This is a genomic window from Ruegeria sp. BC7 (genome assembly GCF_056539165.1).
Window position 1 is genome coordinate 64,014 of sequence record NZ_JBQFUL010000007.1, and the last position, 22,232, is coordinate 86,245.

The 22,232-nt window shown below is 57.4% G+C and carries 19 protein-coding genes; 17 read left to right on the forward strand and 2 right to left on the reverse strand.

Annotated elements, in window-relative coordinates; all coding sequences use genetic code 11:
• Nucleotides 1-38 precede the first annotated feature (38 nt).
• The gene (glnT, locus tag ACR0KS_RS16140) at nt 39-1,367 is read left to right on the forward strand and encodes a type III glutamate--ammonia ligase (RefSeq protein ID WP_170417250.1); all 1,329 of its coding nucleotides are present in this window, start codon (nt 39-41) and stop codon (nt 1,365-1,367) included.
• Nucleotides 1,368-1,477: 110 nt separating this feature from the next.
• On the opposite strand, the gene ACR0KS_RS16145 is transcribed toward glnT, so the two are convergent.
• Complete coding sequence (locus ACR0KS_RS16145) at nt 1,478-3,019, reverse strand: phospholipase D family protein (RefSeq protein ID WP_170417247.1); 1,542 nt, start codon at nt 3,017-3,019, stop codon at nt 1,478-1,480.
• A gap of 261 nt (nt 3,020-3,280) precedes the next feature.
• Between ACR0KS_RS16145 and ACR0KS_RS16150 the strand changes: the two genes are divergently transcribed.
• The 14 genes from ACR0KS_RS16150 (at nt 3,281) to ACR0KS_RS16215 (ending at nt 20,157) form a co-directional block, all read left to right on the forward strand.
• A complete protein-coding gene (locus tag ACR0KS_RS16150) occupies nt 3,281-3,928 on the forward strand; it encodes an FCD domain-containing protein (protein WP_170486238.1) in 648 nt (215 codons plus the stop codon).
• Nucleotides 3,929-4,123: 195 nt separating this feature from the next.
• Complete coding sequence (locus ACR0KS_RS16155) at nt 4,124-4,600, forward strand: winged helix-turn-helix transcriptional regulator (RefSeq protein ID WP_170417242.1); 477 nt, start codon at nt 4,124-4,126, stop codon at nt 4,598-4,600.
• A gap of 81 nt (nt 4,601-4,681) precedes the next feature.
• Nucleotides 4,682-6,841, forward strand: a complete 2,160-nt coding sequence (locus tag ACR0KS_RS16160; RefSeq protein ID WP_170567679.1) for a molybdopterin-dependent oxidoreductase — start codon at nt 4,682-4,684, stop codon at nt 6,839-6,841.
• A 37-nt stretch (nt 6,842-6,878) separates the two neighbouring features.
• Nucleotides 6,879-7,616 carry an SDR family NAD(P)-dependent oxidoreductase gene (locus tag ACR0KS_RS16165; RefSeq protein ID WP_170567677.1) on the forward strand — a complete coding sequence of 246 codons (738 nt, stop codon included), beginning with the start codon at nt 6,879-6,881 and terminating at the stop codon, nt 7,614-7,616.
• 12 nt (nt 7,617-7,628) lie between these two features.
• Nucleotides 7,629-8,246 (forward strand): 2-hydroxychromene-2-carboxylate isomerase, encoded by a 618-nt coding sequence (locus ACR0KS_RS16170; RefSeq protein ID WP_170486235.1) that lies wholly within the window; start codon nt 7,629-7,631, stop codon nt 8,244-8,246.
• Nucleotides 8,247-8,479: 233 nt separating this feature from the next.
• A complete protein-coding gene (locus tag ACR0KS_RS16175) occupies nt 8,480-9,250 on the forward strand; it encodes an enoyl-CoA hydratase-related protein (RefSeq protein WP_170417234.1) in 771 nt (256 codons plus the stop codon).
• A gap of 27 nt (nt 9,251-9,277) precedes the next feature.
• Nucleotides 9,278-10,456 (forward strand): acetyl-CoA C-acyltransferase, encoded by a 1,179-nt coding sequence (locus ACR0KS_RS16180; RefSeq protein WP_170417231.1) that lies wholly within the window; start codon nt 9,278-9,280, stop codon nt 10,454-10,456.
• Between the two features lie 139 nt (nt 10,457-10,595).
• Entirely contained in the window at nt 10,596-12,101 is a 1,506-nt protein-coding gene (locus ACR0KS_RS16185; protein WP_170567675.1) for an AMP-binding protein, read from the forward strand.
• Nucleotides 12,094-13,284: an acetyl-CoA C-acyltransferase gene (locus ACR0KS_RS16190; RefSeq protein ID WP_170486234.1), complete on the forward strand. Its 1,191-nt coding sequence runs from the start codon at nt 12,094-12,096 to the stop codon at nt 13,282-13,284. Before ACR0KS_RS16185 ends, ACR0KS_RS16190 begins: the two co-directional genes overlap by 8 nt.
• A gap of 20 nt (nt 13,285-13,304) precedes the next feature.
• Entirely contained in the window at nt 13,305-14,030 is a 726-nt protein-coding gene (locus tag ACR0KS_RS16195) for an IclR family transcriptional regulator (protein WP_170390037.1), read from the forward strand.
• Between the two features lie 20 nt (nt 14,031-14,050).
• The gene (locus ACR0KS_RS16200; RefSeq protein WP_480693266.1) at nt 14,051-16,111 is read left to right on the forward strand and encodes a 3-hydroxyacyl-CoA dehydrogenase NAD-binding domain-containing protein; all 2,061 of its coding nucleotides are present in this window, start codon (nt 14,051-14,053) and stop codon (nt 16,109-16,111) included.
• Nucleotides 16,112-16,113: 2 nt separating this feature from the next.
• Nucleotides 16,114-17,301 carry an acyl-CoA dehydrogenase family protein gene (locus ACR0KS_RS16205; RefSeq protein ID WP_170567671.1) on the forward strand — a complete coding sequence of 396 codons (1,188 nt, stop codon included), beginning with the start codon at nt 16,114-16,116 and terminating at the stop codon, nt 17,299-17,301.
• Between the two features lie 3 nt (nt 17,302-17,304).
• A complete protein-coding gene (locus ACR0KS_RS16210) occupies nt 17,305-18,363 on the forward strand; it encodes an acyl-CoA dehydrogenase family protein (protein WP_170486232.1) in 1,059 nt (352 codons plus the stop codon).
• Between the two features lie 3 nt (nt 18,364-18,366).
• Nucleotides 18,367-20,157 carry an oxepin-CoA hydrolase, alternative type gene (locus tag ACR0KS_RS16215; protein ID WP_480681562.1) on the forward strand — a complete coding sequence of 597 codons (1,791 nt, stop codon included), beginning with the start codon at nt 18,367-18,369 and terminating at the stop codon, nt 20,155-20,157.
• 35 nt (nt 20,158-20,192) lie between these two features.
• Here the strand turns inward: ACR0KS_RS16215 and ACR0KS_RS16220 are convergent, their stop codons facing one another.
• Complete coding sequence (locus ACR0KS_RS16220; protein WP_170668829.1) at nt 20,193-21,224, reverse strand: AraC family transcriptional regulator; 1,032 nt, start codon at nt 21,222-21,224, stop codon at nt 20,193-20,195.
• Between the two features lie 104 nt (nt 21,225-21,328).
• Here ACR0KS_RS16220 and ACR0KS_RS16225 point away from each other — a divergent pair, with 104 nt between their 5' ends.
• Together ACR0KS_RS16225 and ACR0KS_RS16230 are read left to right on the forward strand one after the other, a co-directional pair.
• Nucleotides 21,329-21,778 (forward strand): hypothetical protein, encoded by a 450-nt coding sequence (locus ACR0KS_RS16225; RefSeq protein ID WP_170417217.1) that lies wholly within the window; start codon nt 21,329-21,331, stop codon nt 21,776-21,778.
• A gap of 15 nt (nt 21,779-21,793) precedes the next feature.
• Nucleotides 21,794-22,213 carry a tautomerase family protein gene (locus ACR0KS_RS16230; protein ID WP_170417216.1) on the forward strand — a complete coding sequence of 140 codons (420 nt, stop codon included), beginning with the start codon at nt 21,794-21,796 and terminating at the stop codon, nt 22,211-22,213.
• The last annotated feature ends 19 nt before the right edge of the window (nt 22,214-22,232 follow it).

Here is a 22,232-nt window from a genome sequence, read left to right on the forward strand (position 1 = left end):
CTTTTTGTACTCAAGCAACAGGGAAAGGAAAGCTGAGCATGACGACTGATCTGGCTGCTTTCGCCAAGGAAAAAGGCATAAAGTACTTCATGATTTCGTTCACTGACCTGTTCGGTGGACAACGCGCGAAACTGGTGCCGGCGCAGGCGATCGCCGAGATGCAGGAAGAAGGCGCAGGGTTTGCCGGGTTTGCCACTTGGCTGGATATGACCCCTGCGCATCCTGACATGCTGGCGGTGCCCGATCCGTCTTCGGTTATTCAGTTGCCGTGGAAGCCCGAGGTCGCCTGGGTTGCCGCGAACTGCGTGATGGAGGGCGACGATGTGGCGCAAGCCCCCCGCAACGTGCTGCGCCGCCTGATCGACGAAGCTGCTGCCGAAGGTTTGCATGTGAAAACCGGGATCGAGGCCGAGTTCTTTCTGCTGACACCGGACGGCGACCAGATCAGCGACCCATACGACACGGCTGAAAAGCCCTGTTACGACCAGCAGGCGGTGATGCGCCGCTATGACGTGGTTCGTGAGATTTGTGATTACATGCTGGAACTTGGCTGGGGGCCGTATCAGAACGATCACGAGGATGCCAACGGCCAGTTTGAAATGAACTGGGAATTTGATGATGTCCTGAGAACGGCTGACAAACATTCCTTTTTCAAGTTCATGACCAAATCAGTCGCGGAAAAACACGGCTTTCGCGCAACCTTCATGCCAAAGCCGATCGAGGGGCTGACAGGGAATGGCTGCCATGCCCATATCTCGGTCTGGGATGCACCGGGCGCGGAGGCGAAGACCAACGTCTTTGCGGGCGCAGGGGACGGCCCGACCGGAGAAGTCGGGCTTGGTGAAAAGGGCAAGCATTTCCTTGGCGGGATCATGAAACACGCCAGCGCGCTTGCCGCGATCACCAACCCGACCGTCAACAGCTACAAACGGATCAACGCTCCGCGCACCATGTCCGGAGCAACGTGGGCTCCCAATACCGTGACGTGGACCGGCAATAACCGGACCCACATGGTTCGCGTACCGGGCCCCGGCCGGTTCGAGCTGCGCTTGGCGGACGGGGCTGCAAACCCCTATTTGCTACAGGCGGTGATTATCGCGGCTGGTCTGTCCGGAATACGAACCAAGGCCGATCCGGGCCAGCGATACGATATCGATATGTATGCCGAAGGGCACACGGTTACGGATGCTCCGAAGCTGCCGCTCAATATGCTGGACGGCCTGCGCGCCTATGACAAGGATTCCGAGTTGAAAACGATGATGGGCGAGGAGTTCTCGACCGCGTTTCTCAAGATGAAGCATCAGGAATGGAATTCGTTCGTCAGCCACTTTAGTCGGTGGGAAAAAGAGAACACTCTGGACATTTGATCAGGTCAGGCGCGGCCGCCGGTGCCTCCGCGCTTTGCCCTTAGTGCGTTCGGGTTGAAGAAGAGGTTGGAAACCCTCTTGCACGGCTTCTGACCTGTGCGTCTATCCGCTCAGAGCATCCACTCGACGGGCAGCCACCTGACGACTGCCGCCAGAGCGCGTTGAAATCTGCTTGTTTCCGGGTCTGTTTCGTGAATGACTTTCGACCCGTCATTCTCTTCTTGAACCCAGATCATCTTGCCGTCGCCGTTGAGTTCAACGCGGTATGAAATGTCCGGCCTGTCCATCTGCGAAGCCAGAGATGCCGCGATTGCAGGGCTTTCGATCATCAGGCCCATTTCCGTATTCAGGCGTGCTGATCTGGGATCCAGGTTGTAGGACCCGATGAAAATACGTTCGCCGTCGGACCCAAATACTTTTGCATGCAATCCCGATGCGGACCCCGCAAGTATCTCGGGCAGAGTCCTGTCACGCTGTTCCCTGCGCAGCGCACGCAGCTCGAACAGTTCGACACCGCTTGCCAGCAGTGAGTCCCTGTACCCCATATAGGCTGCATGAACCGGCATCACATCGGTCGCGTCCAACGAGTTGGTCAAAACCCGGACCTGCACTCCGGATCGGGCCAGCCCTTCCAGAACGTCGGCACCCCTTTCGCCGGGAATGAAATACGCTGAAACAAGGTCCAATGATTGACGGGACTCGTTTGCGAACCCAATCAGTTGCTCGACGATCAGGTCTTCGGCTTTGACGTTGCCCAGACCTTTGGCGGGATCGTCAACGAACAGGGTGACTTCGCTCCACTCGAATTTCAGATTGCGCGCGGCTATCTGATCGGCAAGCTCATTGTCTCTGATCGCTTTTTGATAGCCTGCGCCAAGCGCCGATTGACGGGCAGCTTCGGCGAGGGATCGAAGTTGTTTTTCATCCGAGTAAGGTAGAAAAAGTTGCGCATCATAGGATGAGTCACTGTTCCAATAATCGTCGAAGGATCTGGAAACCTCCTCGACAATTGGTCCGATGGCTATCGCGTCTACATCCAAATAATGAGTGCCAGCCCCGTAGTCGAAGTAGATGTCCCCGATGTTGCGGCCACCGATGATCGTGACGACGCCGTCTACGGTCATGGACTTGTTGTGCATACGCCGGTTCAAGCGCGAAAAATCAAAGGCGTAGGACAGCAGCTTGGGTTTTCTGAGAGTGAAAGGATTGAAAATCCGAACGCTTGCCGTGGGCATCGCATCCAGTTCCGCCAGTAAGCCATCAAGCCCGGAGATACCGTTGTCGTCGACCAGCAACCTGACGCGCACACCGCGTTCGGCTGCTGACATGAGCTCGTCAAGAAGCATCAACCCGGTGACATCATCCTGCCAGATGTAATACTGTGCGTCGATCGACGACACGGCTTCACGAGCCAGGATCGCCCGAGCCGCGAAAGCTGCCCGGCCATTCCCCAGAGGGCGAACGCCATCCAGCCCGGGGTTGCGATTCAGGGCATTCTGTATCGTGGCGCCCAAAGGTCCGGTCCAGTCCGGATCCTGTTTTTGCGTCGCTGCAGAGAAGTTTGAATCTGGCAAAGGGAAGGCCAGCTTCAACGCGAAAACGACGACAAAAATCATCGCCGCTGCACCTAAACAGATCCTAATCAGCCGCATTGATGCCCCTGTGTGCTGTTGTCCAGATCAACCCTAGTTCCCAGCTTGCCGTATGGAACGCCATGCGGGAACCCCTTGGGTGGAAAGTTGTTGATACGCGTGTTCGCTTGTCGCCCGATCTGTGCACTTGATTGAGGGGGCGAACTTTTTGGGATTCCACCGTGCAATGTGTTCGGTCGCGCCTACGTATTGTGGTAGTGCCAATTTGATGGACAAGAAAACACATGGCTGCCAAACGAGTTAGGTAGATCGAGGTATGAAATGGCATCTTCTTCAACGCTTCTTCAGGGCGAGATTCTGAAATTCATTCGCGAGCGTCATTTTGAAAGCGGCGAGCGTCTTTTTTCGGAACGTGAATTTGCTGAAAAATTCGGGACGACCCGCTCTGCCGTGCGCGAAGCCTTCACAGCGCTGGAAGCGCTGAGGGTGGTTGAAAGGCGTCCGCAGGCCGGGATTTTCCTTAGGGATCTTGGTGCCGACAGCAGCATTGATACTTTGGTGATCGAGGTAAATGCCGGTCTTGGGCTCAACCTGAAACAAGCCGAAGAAGCGGGCGAAGTTCGTAGTATTCTGGAAGTGAAGGCGGCGCAAATAGCGGCAGAGCGGCGCACGGAAGAAGACTTGGACGTGATCCGAAAAATCCTGGCCGATACTGAGACGCGCATTGCGGAAGGCAAGCCGATTAATTTTGAAGACGAAGATTTTCACAAAGCGATCGTCGCGTGCAGTCGGAATTCGCTGTTGCTGCGCGTGGTGAACTGGTTTTACGAATTCACGCGGGAAAAGCGCCTGCTCTATTTCTCGGATGCGGAGCGTTCAAAGACATCGCACGCCGCCCACAAAAAGATTTTCAAAGCCCTTGAAAAAGGTGACGCCGAGTTGTGTTCGGAATTGATGCGCAAAATCTAGACACAGAGCGTCAGAGAAGGCAATCGGATTGCTTGCTCGCAATTATGGCTGCCCGTTTTGCAGGTGACATGGGGTGTCAGCCCCTGTTGCGAATTGCCGACCGGTTGCGGCAAAGGCCGCACAAAGTTAACCTCTGGGTGTGAAAATAGCTCCGATCCGCCGAGCAGATGTGTAATCAAAATCAACAGGCCCAGTATGAAACGCAGTGACCTAGCTGGAAAACATTGTTCCATTGCGCGAGCCAGCGCGCAGATTGTCGACAGTTGGACTTTCATCATCCTGCGTGAACTGTTTCTGGGCAACCGGCGTTTTACCAGCTTGCAAAAGCAGACAGGCATGTCGCCCCGGTCGTTGACCCTTCGATTGCGCAAGCTTGAGGAAGAAGGAATCATTTCTCACCCCGGGTCCGACGGGGTCAAAGACTATTCTCTTACCGAGAAAGGTCAGGCGTTGTGGCCTGCGCTTATCATGTTGAAGCAGTGGGGCGATGACTGGTGCAACACGGCACCCGATGAAGATTTGCCGCTGATGAACATTCACAGGGGCAAGGGCCACGAAATGAAAGCAAAGCTGGTTTGCGAAACGTGTGGTGAACCGGTTTCGACTCATACGACCAAGTCGATATTGTCCGAGCGGTTTCAGTCTGAGCGGGATTGTGCTGGTGTGACGTAACGATCTGGCGGCCGCATACGCGTTGACAGTTTCCAATCTCGGGCCCTATAAAAATTATAGTAATTAGCCGGAGGAATCCCCATGCAGGGCAAGCGCGTTCTATGTGCGTCATGTGACATTTACTGCCACGTTGACGTCGAGGTCGAAGACCAGCAGGTCAAGCGGGTCAAAGCGCTGGACAACCGCAAATGGCGGGGCAATATCTGCATGAAGGGTGTGCATGCACCTGAAGGTTTTGCGCATTCCAGCCGTATTCTGCACCCTCTGAAACGAGTGGGCGAGCGGGGTTCCGGCCAGTGGGAGCAGGTGTCGTGGGAAGACGCCATGGCAGATATCGCCAGCCGTCTGAAAACCGTTATCGACACCCACGGCCCCGAAGCATTTGCTGTGTCCACCAGCAGTTGGAACACGCAGTCCGACAATGGTATGTCTCGGCGGTTCATGAACCTTGTGGGCTCGCCCAACTGGATTTCAGGCGTGGCGCTGTGCGCAGGCAATACGGCGGCGGTGAACCGTATGGTTTATGGCTGGTATCCTTATGCCGATCTGACCAAGACCGAATGTATCGTGCTGTTCGGCCACAGCCCCGGCCCGCATTCCTGGACGCCGATCTACAACCAGATCATGCGCGCTCGTGAACGTGGGGCCAAGCTGATCGTTTGCGATCCGCGACAGACTCCCAATACCGACATGGCCGATATCTGGCTGCCGTTGAAGGCAGGCACCGATGCGGCGATGATGTTCGGCTGGCTCAAGGTCATTCTGGACGAAGGACTGTACGACAAGGAGTTCGTGGAAAACTGGACCATTGGTTTTGACGAGCTGCGCGAACGGGTCGATGAATTCCCGCTGGAACGGGTTGAGCAGATCACCGGCGTCGACCGTGAGCTGATCGCCAAGGCCGCGCGGGTGTACGCAACCAATGGACCCTCGGTCATTCCGTGGTCGCCCATTACGGATCAGCAGCGCAACTCGACCTCGGCCATTCGTCTGCAGGGGATGCTGCGGGCGTTGTGCGGACATCTGGACGTGCCGGGCGGCGATGTGCTGCACGGGTTCCACCCCAAGATCATCCACGACTCGGTTCTGGAAATGCACGAGGCGCTGCCGCAGGCGCAGAAGGACAAGCAGCTTGGCGCGGATCAACACCCGGTTTTCACCTATCGCGGCATGGCCCCCTATAACGCCCCGGCGAAAAAAGTCTGGGGGTATGAATACGCCAACCAGCTTACGGGGTGCTACATGGCCAACCCCTCGGCCCTGTTCCGGGCGATGGCGCATGGTGACCCGTACCCGGTCAAGGCGTTCTTTGTTCTGGGGAACAATCCGCTGCTGTCCTACGCCAACATGCAGATGATCCATAAGGCGATGATGAATCAGGATCTGATCGTCTCAATGGAGCACGTGATGACCCCCTCGGCAGAGCTGGCCGATTACATCCTGCCCGGCGATGCCTGGACCGAGCGCGAAGCGTTGTCTGATGGCCTGGGCTGGAGCAGCATCTTCCGCACGTCGCAAAAGGCGGTCGAACCGCGCGGCGAGGCGCGCAATGTCTACGAGTTCTGGCGCGATCTGGCGATCCGTTTCGATCTGGGTGAACATTTCCCGTGGGAGACGCTGAAAGACCTGTTGGACTACCGCGTGGCCCCCATGGGCATGAGCTTTGACGAGATGTCCGAGTCCAACCCCGTGCATTTGGAGAAACTGCAATTCCGCAAATACGAACAAACCGGCTTTGCCACCCCCTCGGGCAAGGTTGAACTTTATTCGGAGACGCTCAGGGATTTCGGGTTCGATCCGCTACCCTACTGGCGCGAAGAACCGGAAGAAGGAAAAGACTATCCTCTGCGCCTGTTCACCGGTGTTCGCGAAAGCCCGTTCTTCCAGACTGGCCAGCGCCATATCGAAGGTCTGCGCAAGTTCTCGCCCGAGCCGCTGATTTTCATGCATCCGAAAGATGCGGCCGAACATGGTGTGGACGAGGGTGACATGGTCGAGGCTGCGACGACCCATGGCTCGGTTACAATGAAAGTAACGCTGAAGCAGAAGGTTCCGCAGGGTCTGGTGCGTGTCCCCCATGGTTGGTGGCTGCCTGAAGAGGTCGGCAAATCCGGCGGCCTGAACAGCGCCTGGACCTTGGCCGACGCGCAGCTCTGCTCGGACGAGCCAGAGTTTCTGGACCGTGAACAGGGCATCCCGCATTTCCGGGGCTTGCCTTGCCGCATCACTAAGGTCGCCTGACTGTTTCCGCCTCAGGTTTTATAAAAAGAGAATGCCGATGAATAACTCCAACGGAGCCTGTCTTGTGATTGGGGCTGGTGTGGCCACAGGAGCGGCCGTTGCGCGTGCCTTTGCGCGCGAAGGGCTGACCGCTTGTGTGGTCCGGCGCCAGAACCACGCCGACGCGTTGGAGGAGTTGGCATCTTCGATCCGCAGCGAGGGCCACAAGGCAGTGGCCTTTCCCGCGAATGCGCGGGACGAGACTGAAATGAAAGAGCTGATCGAGCGCGTCGAAACTGAAGTAGGCCCGATTGAAGTGGCGGTCTTCAATGTTGGGGCAAACGTGAACTCTGGCATCACCAAAACCTCTCCGCAGCTTTTTCGCGATGTTTGGGCTACTAATTGCTACGCCGGTTTCCTGATGGGTCATGAGGTCGCCGCCAGAATGCAGCAGCGAGAGCGCGGCACCATCATTTTCACCGGGGCAACAGCCAGCATGCGCGGCGGTGCCGGGTTCTCGGCGTTTTCCGCGGCCAAGCATGGTTTGCGGGCGATGGCGCAATCCATGGCGCGCGAGCTGGGGCCGAAGAACATTCATGTTGCCCACGCGATCATCGATGGGATGATCGACAGTGAATTCGTCCGTGCGGTGATGCCCAATGTCGATCAGCTGCGAGACAGCGATCAGATTTTGAACCCTGAGCACATCGCTCAGAACTATGTGATGTTGCACAAGCAACCCCGCACCGCGTGGACGCATGAACTGGATATGCGTCCCTGGAAAGAAAAATGGTGAGAGGAGCCATTCATGTCGCCAAAGGTTGATTTCATTTATGATCTGGCCAGCCCCAATGCCTATCTGGTTGATCAGGCCATCAGCTGGATCGAAGCGCGCACCGGCGCGAAGTTCAATTACATCCCGTGCTTGCTGGGCGGCATTTTCAAGGCCACCGGCAACCAGCCGCCATTTATGGCTTTTGCCAATGTCAAAGGCAAGATGCAGTATGATCAGCTTGAGAATGAACGGTTCATACGAAAACACGACCTGACCCGTTTCAAGATGAACCCGCATTTCCCCGTAAACTCGCTTTTGTTGATGCGTGGCGCAGCGGCGGCCGAGATTGACGGAGCGCATGAAGAATACATCAGGGCCGGTATGAAGGCGATGTGGGAGCAGGGTCTAAAGATGGATGACCCGGACGTGTTCGTAGAAGCGATGAACGCGGCCGGTCTGGATGGAGCGCGATGGCTTGCGCGCGCAGGTGAGCCTGACGCCAAGAAGCGACTGATCGACAACACTTCGGCTGCGGTAGAGCGGGGCGTGTTCGGCATCCCTTCGTTTTTTGTTGGAGACGAGTTGTTTTTTGGAAAGGAACGCTTGGGTCAGGTAGAAGAAGCGATCCTCAGCCAGACTACAGCAGGCTGAATGCTTGGGCGACGTCTTTGCGGCAAGGGTTCAATGCGGTGAAGGTCGCTGTCACGCGGACATCTGTTGGATGTTCAGGCCGCTCTGCACGCGCCTTATGATCGCGGGTCAGCCCGGTAATGCGACCCCCCAAGGCGTCAACAGGTTGGCGTTTTCAAGGTTCCCGATGTGTCGCGCTTGGTCCCAAGGCAGGTCGACACTCTGGCACCGTCACCCATAATGGAAAGTAAGACATGAGTACCTCAGACACCCCCCAGATAATTTCGGAACAGATGGGCGCTGTGCTGCGGCTGACGCTGAGTTCGCCGCGCACGAAAAACGCCATTACCAAGGGCATGTTCGAGGCGCTGAATGACGCCATGGACGCTGCTGCGGCTGACCCTGAAATACGGGTCGTTTGGCTGCGCGGGGCCGAAGGTGCGTTCACCTCTGGCAATGTCATGGCCGAGTTCGGAGAAACAGTTGCCGGTGAAAACCCTGTCGGCACTCATTTCCTGAGCAAGCTAGAGGCATTTCCAAAGCCCATTGTCGCGCAGGTCGAAGGCCCGGCGATTGCCATTGGCACGACTGTTCTGCTGCACTGTGATTTGGTTTATGCATCCAAGGACGCCAAGTTCATGTTGCCTTTTGTCAGCCTGGGCCTGATCCCCGAGGCTGGATCGACCTATTTGCTGCCTCGTTTGATGGGTCACGCCAAGGCCGCGGAACTGTTGTATCTGGGCGGCATGTTCGGCGCGGATGACGCTTTGTCCGTGGGGCTGGTCAATCTGGTCCTGGATGCGGATGAGCTAGAGCCGACAGTGGAGAAGGTTGTTGCCGCCTTGGCGCGTCAGGCTCCGCAGGCATTGGCTCAGACCAAGGCTTTTTTGCGTAGGCCGCTACACGGCACTGTTGCGGACCGCATGGCCGAAGAAATGAGCGATTTTCAAACCCGTTTCACCGGCGACGAGTTCGCCGAGGCAATTACGGCGATGAAAGAAAAGCGCAAACCTGTGTTCAAATAGACCGTCACAGACAAGGGAGTGACCTTCATGAAACAAGCCGTTCTCGTTTCAACAGCTCGAACCGGGCTGGCCAAATCGTTTCGCGGTGGATTCAACAACACCCATGGCGCCACCCTGATGGGTCATTCGGTGAAGCATGCGGTTGAGCGGTCCAAAGTGGACCCTGCGCTGATCGAGGATTCCTTTATCGGCTGCGGGTTCCCCGAAGGGGCGACGGGTGGCAATATCGCTCGGCAATCGGTGTTGCGGGCTGGCCTGCCGGTGACGGTCGGGGCCGCGACCATCAACAGGTTCTGCTCGTCCGGGCTGCAGGCGATCGCGATGGCGTCTCATGCCGTTGTTCAGGATGGCGTGCCAGCGGCGATTGCGGGCGGGGTCGAGTCGATTTCGCTCCGCAATCAGAAGCCAGGGTCGCACGACCGCGATCCGTGGTTGCTGGAACATAAGCCCGACGTCTATCTGACCATGATCGAAACTGCCGATATTGTAGCGGCCCGCTATGGTGTCACTCGCGAGGCGCAAGACAAACTGGCATTGGAAAGCCAGAAACGTACCGCCGCCGCGCAGGTTGCTGGCAAGTTCGACGACGAGATTGTGCCAATGGACACTGTGCAGTTGGTAAAGGACAAGGAGTCCGGTGAAATCTCTGAAATGGCCGTCACCATTTCCCGCGATGACTGCAACCGACCGAATACCACGCTCGAAGGTCTGGCGGGACTGGAACCGGTCCGTGGCGCGGATCAGTTCGTAACCGCCGGCAACGCTTCGCAGCTTTCTGATGGGTCGTCGGCCTGTGTGGTCGTCGACTCGGAGGTTGCCGAGCGGGAAGGACTGGAGCCTCTGGGCGCGTTCAAAGGGTTTGCCATTGCAGGGTGCGAGCCTGATGAAATGGGTATCGGTCCGGTCTTTGCCGTGCCACGCCTGCTAAAACGCCACGGCCTCAAGGTCGAGGATGTCGATCTTTGGGAGCTGAATGAGGCATTCGCCTCGCAAGCGCTGTATTGCCGAGAGACGTTGGGAATTGATCCAGAGATCTGCAACGTCAACGGCGGTTCGATCTCGATTGGTCACCCGTTTGGCATGACCGGAGCGCGAATGGCCGGCCACCTGCTGATCGAGGGTAAACGCCGGAATGCCAAATATGCCGTCGCCACAATGTGCATCGGTGGGGGCATGGGCGCAGCGGGTTTGTTTGAAATCTTCTGATCAGAAACTCTGCCTGGAAAACGCACCGGCGGCGGAAGTTGCCGGTGTATATCGTTCCGCATAGCGGAACACTTATCCGCATGTTGACTTACACTAGCGCGAACGGTAGAACGGCTGCGCAGCATCTGAGGAGAATGCATTGCGCCGAATCTACCAACTTATCGAAGACAAGGACCCGTCGACCTTGGCCGTCATTGATCATGATGGCGCGCGGATCAGCTATGGTGATCTGGTTGGCGCTGTTCGGACTGCGTCCGGGATGCTGCGATCTTACGGTGTGCGCCCAGGTGACCGGGTTGTGGTGTTGGCCGAGAACTGCGCAACTTACGCTTCGGTTCTTCTGGCGCTCAGTTCGCTTGATGCCTGGATTGTGCCCCTCAACGCACGCGCGACAGAGCAGGAAGTTGACGCTGTCGTCGAACATTCCGGTGCGCGCTGTGTGGTTTGCACATCAGATGTTTCGGGCGCGGCAAAGGCCCATGCGGACAGACTGGGGGCTGGATCGCTGGGGCGGCTGTTGTGCGGCAGGCTGGTTGTCTCGCCACTGCGGGACACAGGTGTAGAGCCCACACATAGCGACGCTGGGCAGGTCGCCGCCGTTCTCTATACATCTGGAACCAGCGGAGCGCCAAAGGGCGTAATGCTGTCTCAAGAGAACTTGATTTTCGCCGCCAACGCCTCGATGCAGCGGCGGCACGCGACGTCGGCGGATCAGGCGCTTGCCGTATTGCCCGGCACGCATATTTTCGGCTTTTGCTCGATCATTCTGACCACGTTTCTGGCTGGCGGCAGCTTGCGGTTTCAGTCCAGATTTGATCCCGCTCGTGTGATCGAGGGCATACAGGACGGGGCGACGATGTTCTCGGGTGTGCCGCAGATGTTTGCGTTGATCCTGAAGTATTGCAAGGACAACAACATCGATTCACTTGAGACTTCGTTGCGATACATGTCTTCCGGTGGCTCGCCCCTGGACCTGAGCTGGAAGCGACGGGTCGAGCGGATATTCGGGCAACCGATCCATAACGGCTATGGTTTGACCGAAGCGTCCCCCGGTGTTGCAACCACCCTGATCGAAAACCCGCCTGAGGATGATACGGTTGGGCCTGCCTTGCCGGGGGTTGAGGCCAAGCTGGACAACGTCGAGCCTGATGGCGTGGGCGAGATGTTGCTGCGCGGAAAGAACATCACAAAGGGCTACTACCGCAACCCCGAAGCTACTGCGGCAGCGTTTACGGATGATGGTTTTTTTCGCACAGGCGATCTTGCGCGTATTGCCCCTGACGGGTCGATATATATCGTTGGACGTTGCAAGGAGCTGATCATTCACTCGGGCTTCAACGTTTATCCGCCCGAGATTGAAGCCGCTCTTAATGCTCATCCCTCAGTTACGCAGGCCGCCGTAGTTGGGCGCGCGCGAGACGGAAACGAAGACGTTCTGGCCTTTGTTTCGCTGCGGGCACCTGCTTCGGCTGACGAGTTGAGGGCGTTTCTGGGCAAAGCGCTCGTTCGGTACAAGATACCGCGTCACATCGTAATCGTCGACGCGCTGCCACACGCAGCGACGGGTAAAATTCTTAAACACAAACTCGTCGAGACCTTTGCCGACGAGCTGGCACAACTGGACAATGAGGGTGAGGATGCTTGACGCGTATATTTATGACGGGGTGAGAAGCCCATTTGGTCGCCATGGCGGGACGTTGGCTTCGGTGCGTCCCGATGATCTGGCCGCGCAGGTTCTTGAGGCATTGGTCGAACGCAGTGAGTTTGACGCATCCGAGATCGAAGATGTCATTCTGGGCAATGTCTGCCAATCCGGGGAAGACAGCCGCAACGTTGCCCGGTACGCTGCTCTGCTGGCCGGATTGCCTGTCGAAGTCGGTGGGCTGACGGTCAACCGCTTGTGCGGGTCCGGGATGTCGGCGGCTTTAGATGCTGCGCGTGCCGTGACCGTGGGTGAGGCTCCGCTTTTTGTGGCTGGTGGCGTCGAAAGCATGACCCGCGCACCCTTTACCATTGCCAAATCGGAAACCGCCTATGCTCGGCAGGCGCAGATATTCGACAGCGCGATTGGAGCCCGCTTTCCCAACCCGCGCATTGCTGAGATGCATGGCGAATACCCCATGCCGCAGACCGCCGACAATCTCGCCGAAGAGTATCAGATCACCCGCGAGGCGTCGGATCAGTTCGGCTATGACTCGCAGGTTCGGTTTGAAGCGGCCCGTGACCGCGGTTTCTTTGACGCAGAGATTACTCCGATCACGATCAAGGGGCGCAAGGGTGCGACCCATGAGGTGACGCAGGACGAGCATCCGCGCCCGGATGTGAAATTGGACAAGATGGCCGCCTTGCGGACCGTGTTTCCGGGCGGCGTGACCACTGCGGCCAACGCTTCGGGGGTTAACGACGGCGCTGCGATGCTGATGATCGGCGCCAAGACAGACCGGGCTGCGCCTCGGGCGCGGATCGTGGCAGGGGCCGTTGCTGGTGTGCCGCCACGGGTCATGGGGATTGGTCCGGCCTTTGCGGTACCCAAGGCGCTCGAGCGAGCGGGCCTGACCATGGAAGACATGGACCTGATCGAGATCAATGAGGCATTTGCCGCGCAGGTTCTGGCCTGCTGTCAGCATCTGCAGCTTGACCCGTCCGACAGCCGCCTCAACCCCAATGGGGGCGCGATTGCAGTTGGCCATCCTTTGGGTGCGTCGGGTGCGCGGATCGTTCTGACCGCTATGCGTCATCTTGAGGAAACTGGCGGGCGCTACGCGTGTTTGTCCATGTGCATCGGTGTCGGGCAGGGGATCGCGCTGATTCTGGAGCGTGTGGCTTAAGTCACTGGAAGGGTTGCCGAATGTCAGACGCTGAACGTGATCGCCGGTTTGCTTCAACCCTTGCCAAGGGTTTGCGCATTATGCAGGCGTTCAAGCCTGACGATCAGTCGTTGGGAAACCGCGAACTGGCGCGGCGCACGGATATGCCTCCGTCTACTGTGGCCCGGATGACTTTTACGTTGGCTTCGCTGGGATTCCTTGAGCAGTTGCACCCGTCAGAGACTTACCGCCTTGGCCCCTCGGTCATGGCGTTGGGGTATACGGCGCGTGCTGCTCTGTCCTTCTTGCCGATGGCCGAGAACGTTATGCAGCAATTGGCTGACGAAACCGGTGTGTTGGTTGCACTGACCATGCGCAATGACGATGCGGTGATGCTTACACGCTGCTGGCGACCCCGAAACGCTTCCTCGCTTTGGCTGAGCGAGGGGCACCGTATCCCGATGGAGCAAAGTGCGGCGGGCCGGGCGATCCTAGCTGCGGACCCGGCCCAGAGCACCAAGACAGATCAGGCCCGCGCAGATCGCGATCAACTGGAAACGATGGGTTACGTGACTTCGTTCGGTGGCTGGAACAGTGGCGTCAATGCGTGCGCCGTGCCCTTCCAAACTGGTCCGGGGGCACAACCTTTTGCGTTTTTGTGCGGTGCAAATGAATCCAATCTGGACGCCGAAAAATTGGAAACAACCGTTGCGCCAAGGCTGCGCGACACAGTGCAGACGCTCAGGCTCAGCCTTGGGCATATGTAATCAAGAGACAGGAGACTTTCATGGCTGCGGTCGAAATTCGCAAGGAGGGCGAGGTTGCCCTTGTCAAAATCGACAACCCGCCGGTCAATGCCGCGGGGTATGATGTACGCATCGGGCTGGCAAATGCGGTGCAGGAACTTGCCGGGGACGACTCGGTAAAGGTCATCGCGCTGTATGCGGCGGGCCGGACATTTGTGGCCGGGGCCGATATTCGCGAGTTTGGAAAACCTCCCAAACAACCGGTTCTGCCTGAAGTGTGCGAAATTCTTGAAGCCAGCGCCAAGCCTATCGTCTGCGTTTTGCACGGCTCGACATTGGGCGGTGGTCTTGAGATCGCACTAAGCTGCCAGGCGCGGGTTGGGATCAAGGGTTTGAAACTGGGCTTGCCAGAGGTCAACCTGGGCCTTCTGCCCGGCGCTGGTGGCACGCAGCGCCTGCCACGTCTTGTTGATGGCAAGACCGCACTGACGATGATCACTTCGGGCAAGCCGATCTCGGCCGAGGCCGCTCTGGAGGCCGGTCTTCTAGATGATCTTCAGGATGGTGTCCCCGAAGCCGGAGCTTTGGCTGCTGGGCAAAGTGTACTTGATGGGACGCTGCAAACGCGCGTGACCGCAGATTTGAACAATCGGATTACGGCCGAGGATCTGGAAGTATTCCGCGCAAAAGCCAAGGGTGAGGTTGCCAAACGCGCACTAAAAGCGGCCGAGGCGTGCGACTTGCCGTTGGCCGAGGGACTGCAGGCGGAACGCAACTTGTTCATGGAGGCCATGAAAAGTGATGCGCACAAGGGTCTGAAACACGCCTTCTTTGCGGAACGTGCGGTGGCTCATATACCCGAAGCCCAGGCAGAGGCACGCGATTTGGAAACCGGCGGTGTGATCGGTGGTGGCACGATGGGATCGGGGATCGCGACGGCGATGCTGTTGGCTGGTATGCCCGTCACTCTGATCGAAATGGAAGAAGAGCGCGTGGCTTTTGCCCGCGACACGATCGCCAAAAACCTCGACGGTGCGGTCAAGCGCGGCAAGCTGTCTGACGCAAAACGCGACGCTGCACTTGAGGCGCTGACCTGCACCACCGATATGGCGGCGCTGGCGGGTGCCGATGTGGTGATCGAAGCCGTGTTCGAGTCCATGGATGTCAAGCGCGAGGTGTTCGGCAAGCTGGATCAGATTTGTAAACCGGGTGCAATTCTGGCCTCCAACACCTCTTATCTGGATGTGAACGAAATTGCAGCCAGCACCAGTCGCCCTCAGGACGTGATAGGCCTGCATTTCTTTTCGCCCGCTCATGTCATGCGGCTGCTTGAAGTGGTTGTGGGCAAGGATACCGCGCCCGAGATCGTCGCCACCTGTTTCAAGCTGGCCAAGAAACTGCGCAAGATTGCCGTGCGGTCCGGCGTTTGCGACGGCTTCATAGGCAATCGGATACTCGCCCATTACCGCAAGTCTTCGGCCTGTATGCAGCTCGACGGTGCTCCGTTTGAACAAATCGACGCGGCCCTTGAGGATTTCGGGTTCGCCATGGGGCCGTTTGCGGTGTCCGATCTGGCAGGACAGGATATCGGCTGGGCGACGCGCAAGCGTCAGGCCGAATTCCGTCCGTCCGAGGAACGCTATGTCGAGATTGCTGACCGGATTTGCGAACAAGGCTGGTTTGGCAGAAAGTCCGGGAAGGGATTTTATGTCTATGACGGTAAAGACCGCAGTGTGAACCCTGCTGTGGCCGAGTACGCGCAGGCAGAACGCGACGCCAAGAGTATCACGGCCCAAGACTTCACCGATAAGGAAATCGTGGATCGCTACATGGCGGCAATGGTGACCGAGGCCGCGCGCGTGGTCGAGGACAAAATCGCCCTGCGCCCAATCGACGTGGATGCGGTGTTCCTGTTCGGCTATGGCTTCCCGCGCCAATGGGGTGGTCCGTTGCAATATGCTGATATCACCGGATTGGACGTTCTGGTCTCACGCATTGAGCAATACGCCAAGGAAGATCCCTACTACTGGAAAGTGCCAACGCTGCTGCGTGAACTGGCCGATACCGGAAAAACTTTCAACGATCTGAATAAGGTAGCCTGAAAATGGACCTGAGTTTTACTCCTGAGGAAGAGGCGTTCCGCGCCGAAGTCCGTGCTTTTCTGGACGAAAACCTGTCGGAAGACCTCGTGCAAAAGGGCCGCAAAGGAGACGGCCTGACCAAGGAAGACATGGAAGACTGGCACGCGCGGCTGAACGCGCGTGGCTGGTTGGCCGTGACCTGGCCGACCGAATATGGCGGCCCCGGTTGGGGCGCTGTCGAGCGGCATATCTTCGAGGAAGAATGTGCACGTGCGAATGCCCCGCGCATCGTACCCTTTGGCTTGAACATGTTGGGCCCGGTCCTGATCAAGTTCGGCTCTGACGAGCAAAAGGCCGAGATTCTGCCGCGCATTCTCGACGGCTCGGATTGGTGGTGTCAGGGATATTCCGAGCCCGGTGCGGGTTCCGACCTTGCCAGCCTGAAAACCCGTGCCGTGCGGGAAGGCGACGAGTATGTGATCAACGGTCAGAAAACGTGGACCACATTGGGCCAGCACGCCAACAAGATTTTCTGTCTGGTGCGCACCTCGACCGAGGGCAAGCCACAGGAAAGCATTAGCTTTGTCCTTGTTGACATGGACACGCCCGGCGTCGAACTGCGTCCGATCAAACTGCTGGATGGCGGCCACGAGGTGAACGAGGTGTTCTTTACCGATGTGCGCGTACCGGTGGCCAACTTGGTCGGAGAGGAGAACAAAGGCTGGACGATCGCCAAGTACCTTCTGACCCATGAACGGACGAACATCGCTGGTGTGGGAATGTCGGGCAAGGATCTCGAAAAGCTCAAGATGCTGTCTCAGAAACTGGTTCGGGGCGGAAAGCCGCTTACACAGGATCCGTTGTTTGCGGCCGAAATGGCCGAGGTTGAGATCGACCTTGAGGCCATGCGCGTTCTGAACCTGCGGATGCTGTCGGCCGCCAAGGAAGGGGCTGCACCGGGGATGCAAAGCTCGATGCTGAAGATCAAGGGCACGGTTATCCGCCAGCGAATTCAGAGCCTGATCAAGTCGGCCCTTGGGGCGTCTGCCGCGCCCTTCCCCGCGCGCGATTTGCCTGAGAATGCGCTTTCGGTCCCGGAAGACGCGGCAGGGGCTGCGGCCTACTATTTCAACCATCGCAAGCTTTCGATCTTTGGCGGATCGAACGAGATTCAGCGCAACATCATCGCCAAAGACCTGTTTGGAGGCTGACCCATGGATTTCAATTTGACAGAAGACCGTCAGATGCTGGCGGATACCGTGCGGCGTTATCTGGCAGATCATTATGACTTTGACACCCGTAACGGTGTGATAGACGCGACTCCGTTTCATTCACCGGACAAATGGGCTGAACTGTCGGAACTCGGCCTGATCGGTGCTTTCGTTTCGGAAGAGCAGGGCGGTTTTGGCGGCGCGGGTTTTGACATCACCACCGTGTTCGAGGAGTTGGGCCGGGGTCTTTGCCCCGAACCTATGCTGGCTGCTTTGATGTGCGCCAGGGCTGCGGCCGATTGCGAGGCTGAGGAACTGGTCGAACAAATCATCACGGGCACCAAGCGCCTGTCGTTGGCCGTCTTTGAACCTGACGCGGATAGCCTTTCGCTGATCCGTACCAGCGCGGACCAATCAGACGGCGGCTGGGTTCTGAACGGCCGCAAATCTGTTGTGTACGGGTTGCCCGGTGCGGATGGCGCCTTGGTTGCGGCGCGTACCGATGCAGGGATTGGCCTGTTTCTGGTCGAAGCGCCGGAAACCATCGATTACGCCATGATCGACGGCGGTGGCGCGGGTGAACTGATCCTTGATAGTGCATCGGCCAAATGCCTGAGTGAGAATGCAGCAGGCATCATCGAAGACGCCCTGAACGCAGGCCGTTTGGCGCTGTGTGCCGAAGCGGTTGGTGTGATGGAGGTGTTGGTCGACCTGACGGTGGACTATCTGAAACAGCGTAAGCAGTTCGGCCGTCCCATTGCCAGTTTCCAAGCCCTTCAGCATCGCGCGGTGGATATGGCGATTGAGATCGAACAATGTCGATCGATTACCATTCTGGCAGCGAGCAAGCTGGGAAGCGACGAGGCCGGGAAATATATCGCGATGGCCAAGAACCTGATCGGTCGCACCGGTGCGCTGATTTCAGAGGAAAGCATCCAGCTCCACGGGGGCATCGGTATGACCTGGGAATATCCGGGTTCCCACTATGCCAAGCGGCTGGCCATGATCGACCACCAGTTGGGTGACCGTTATGCGCAATTGCAACGCGTGATGGCGGCCTGAGCCATGAGCGATGCTGTCCTGTTCCAAACCAGTGGTCACACACTGATCGTCACCATCAATGAACCCGCGCGCCGCAATGTGTTGTCGCGGGCGGTCTACGAACCGGTAGAGGAGGCACTGCGCAATGCGACGGCGCCAAACTCTGACGTGCGCGCCGTGGTGGTCACCGGAGCAGGGCAGTTTTTCTCAGCCGGTGGCGATCTTCGGATGCTCAAAACCCGCCGTGAGCTTACTTTGCCCGAGCGTGAAGCGCAGATCGAATATTTGCACAGCATGATCCGCACCGTTCGCGCGTGCCCGTTGCCTGTGATCGCTGCGGTCGAGGGGGGCGCTGCAGGGGCCGGTGCTTCGTTGGCCTTTGCGTGTGATATGATCGTCGCTGCAACGGGTGCTAAATTCACGCTGGCCTATGTAAATGCCGGTCTGGTTCCCGATGGCGGCGGCTCAGGCTTTTTGGCAATGAACTTGCCAAGACAGTTGGCGACCGAGATGTGTCTGACCGGCCAACCGGTGCCGAGCGAGCGTCTGCATGACTTGGGCGTGGTCAATAAGGTAGTCGAGCCAGGCTCGTCGCTGGACGCGGCATTGGAACTTGCCGAAAGGTTTGCCAAAGGTCCGCGTCAGGCGCAGGAGTCGATCAAGGCTTTGATTGCCGCTCCGGATACGGACGCTTTTGACGCGCATCTTTTGCGCGAACGCCGACAGATGTCTATTGCCTTGGGCGGCGATGAAGCGTTGGAAGGTATCCGTGCATTCGAGGAAAAGCGCAGGCCGGATTTTGCATCGGTCCCGGTGGCGGCTGCGTCATCCTCTGTCATAGACAGCCCGTTGGAAACCGAATTGACACGAGCGTTTGGTATCCGCCTCCCCATTGTGGCAGGTGGCCTGATGTGGCTGGCAAATGCCGATTATGTATCCGCCGCTGCGCGGGCAGGTATCTTGGGTTTCATAACCGCGGCCAGTTTCCCCGAGCCCGAGCAACTGCGCGCTGAAATCAGAAAATGCCGCGATCTGTCAGATGGCAATCCTTTTGGGGTCAATGTATCGATGCTGCCCAAGTTGGTGCCGGGGGACAGGACTGAAGAGGTTTTCGGCATCATCATCGACGAAGGCATTGATATTGTAGAGACTTCTGGTCGCAGTCCCGAGCCGTTCTTGCCGATGCTGAAGCAGGCCGGAGTACGGGTTTTGCATAAGGTTCCAAGCCTGCGCCATGCAGAAAGCGCGCAGAAACTGGGGGTTGATGCGGTGGCCATTGTTGGCGCGGAATGCGGTGGGCATCCCGGCCTCGACATGGTTGGCAGTTTTGTGAACGCGGGGTTGGCCAAGCGCCGTATTCACATTCCCTGGCTGTTGGGCGGCGGAGTTGGAGGCGGTGAACAAATTCTGGCGGCGCGCGTAATGGGTGCTTCGGGCGTGGTGATTGGCACCCGCTTTTTGGTGGCCGAAGAAATCTGGGCAGACCCGGAATACAAACAGGCGCTGATCAAAGCGACAGAGCGGGACACTGCGCTGTCCATGTACTCGGTGCGCAACACAGTCCGGTCGCTGCAGAACGAAACGACATCGGTCCTTCAAGACCTTGAGCGTGAGAACCCGGACATGTCGATTCAGGACATTATGCATCTGGTTTCGGGCAAGATCGGGTATAAGGCTTATGAGACCGGCGACGTGCGTCAGGGTATCCTGTCAGCGGGCCAGAGCCTTGGATTTATTGAGCGTATTCAGCCGCTTGCCGAGATTGTGGCTGAACTCGAAAGTGAACTGGCCGAGGCGAGGAAAGTGTTAAACTGACCACTGGCTCTGGATTTGAGACAGGCTGCGCAGGTTCACGAACGCTGCGCAGTCAACGCGCCGGGGGGATAACCGAAGCTCCTTGAAAAGGCCCGGACAAAACTGGACGGCTCGGCGTAACCAGATCGCCATGCCACGGCAGAGACATTCAAATTTGTCGTTTTCAGAAGCTCATGGGCGACCGCTAATCGTGCATCCACGAGGATTTGGCGGAAACTTGTGCCTTCTTCGGACAACCTTCGCCGCAAGGTGCGTTCGCTGACGCCCAATTGGGCTGCTACGGCCTGGATATGCGGGTTTTCATAAATTTCAGGCATCGCGGCATCTCGGACGCGGGTGGTCCAACTTAAAGATTCTGTTTGATGGCTGTTCAAAAGGTTCCCGCACTGCTCCAGGCAATGCTGTACACATTCGGCCAGTATTTTTGGGTCATACTTGGGAAGCGGAAGATCCAAGAGCTGAGAGGACAGAACAACGGCGTCCACTGTTTCGCCCAACTGGACTTGATAGCCCAGCTTTTCGTGCACGACATTTGCGAATTCAACGTCAGTCAGAGTCGTTTTGAACGGTTTTTCCTGAATTGACCATTCGGGCAACAGCATCTGGGCGAAGTTGTCCAGAACCGTAAGGTGCCGTTCCAGCACAAAGCTTTTGACGTGCGTCGCCAAACCGGTTGTATCAAAGGTCAACATTGGGTGTTCGCGCGTTTCATCAAGGCCCAAAGCTGCGATCACAAACGAAAGATTGGCAAAATCTGTCGCGATTTGAAGGCAGCCACGCAGTGTTTTGCTGCTGAGGATCGCATACCCCCAGACGCCGAAAATTTCTGGCCGATACCGGCGTCCAATATCAATGCCCATTCCGGGACGATACGACGTGTGGCTCAGAAAATTCGATATCGTGGCCAGTTCCTGGGATATCGATACCTGAGTGTCGTTATTATACAGGTCAAATGGCATCAGACCTGTGCCTTCCAGACACTGGTCCGGGCTGACTCCGTACTCCGGAGCGGCTTCACACAAGATTCGTATGCTTCCCGGAAGTCGGGTCTGAGTGGCGTTCTTCATCGACGAGATTTTTTTAGTATTTGGCCGAATATGTCAAAACACTGGCCATTTCTGACATCGGCTTTTCTTACCCATTTCCTAATTATTAGAAAAGGAGGAAAAGCATGCGATCTATCATAGCTATTCAAGAGGGCCAGATCACTCTGGACCAGATCAAGCAGCTCGAAGCTGCTTTGCGCAAGGTTTACGCTGAACTTGTTGGCCCGCATAAGCTGACGGTCATCTGGAATGTTGCGGCGGCCAAGCACACGGTTACAGACCTGCAATGGTCACGGTCTTCGGCCTGTTCGATTTCGGTTCCCGACGGGTTCCCATTGGACAAGCGTCAGGGCTTTTTGCTTGAGCTCGATCGTCAGTGGCGTGAGATCACCGGGCAACACCCCGACCAGACATCGTTTTCTGCGTTTGACGAGGAAAGCTACAAAGAAGTTCTCAAGGGAAATCTGGCGCGGTTCTCGCTGCTGGGCCGTGTATCGTTCCTGGCCAAGACTGCATTTCGGGCGCTGCGATCCAAACGGCGCAACGGCGTCTTGATATCGCATTTCAATCAGTAATTCGGGGAGGACAACATGCCACTTTATACAATCGCTACGCGTAAGCCGTTGCCGGAACAGATGCGTTTTGACATTGCGCAGACAATCACGGATGTGCATTGCGGGATCACTGGCGCGCCGCCCGAGTTCGTGAACGTGATCTTCATGACTGGATACCGTCTGCGCCGTGGATCGAAAATCGGTGTGAATGGCAATGTCCGCACCGGTGGAAACCGGGGCCAGGAAATTTTCGAATGTATCAATAAGACGATTCATGAAGAGGTGGCCAAGACTGCCAATCTGAAGGCTTCTAAAGTGTTCGTGAAACTGATTGGAATTGACTATCGGTGGGTCGTCGAAGGCGCGATGACGATGCCGGCACCCGGAGAAGAAGGTGACTGGCTAGAGCGTAAGAACGCCTTTCATGCGGAAATGGGCATTTCTTCGGCTGCCTGACCTTTCCCCTTGGTTCAAT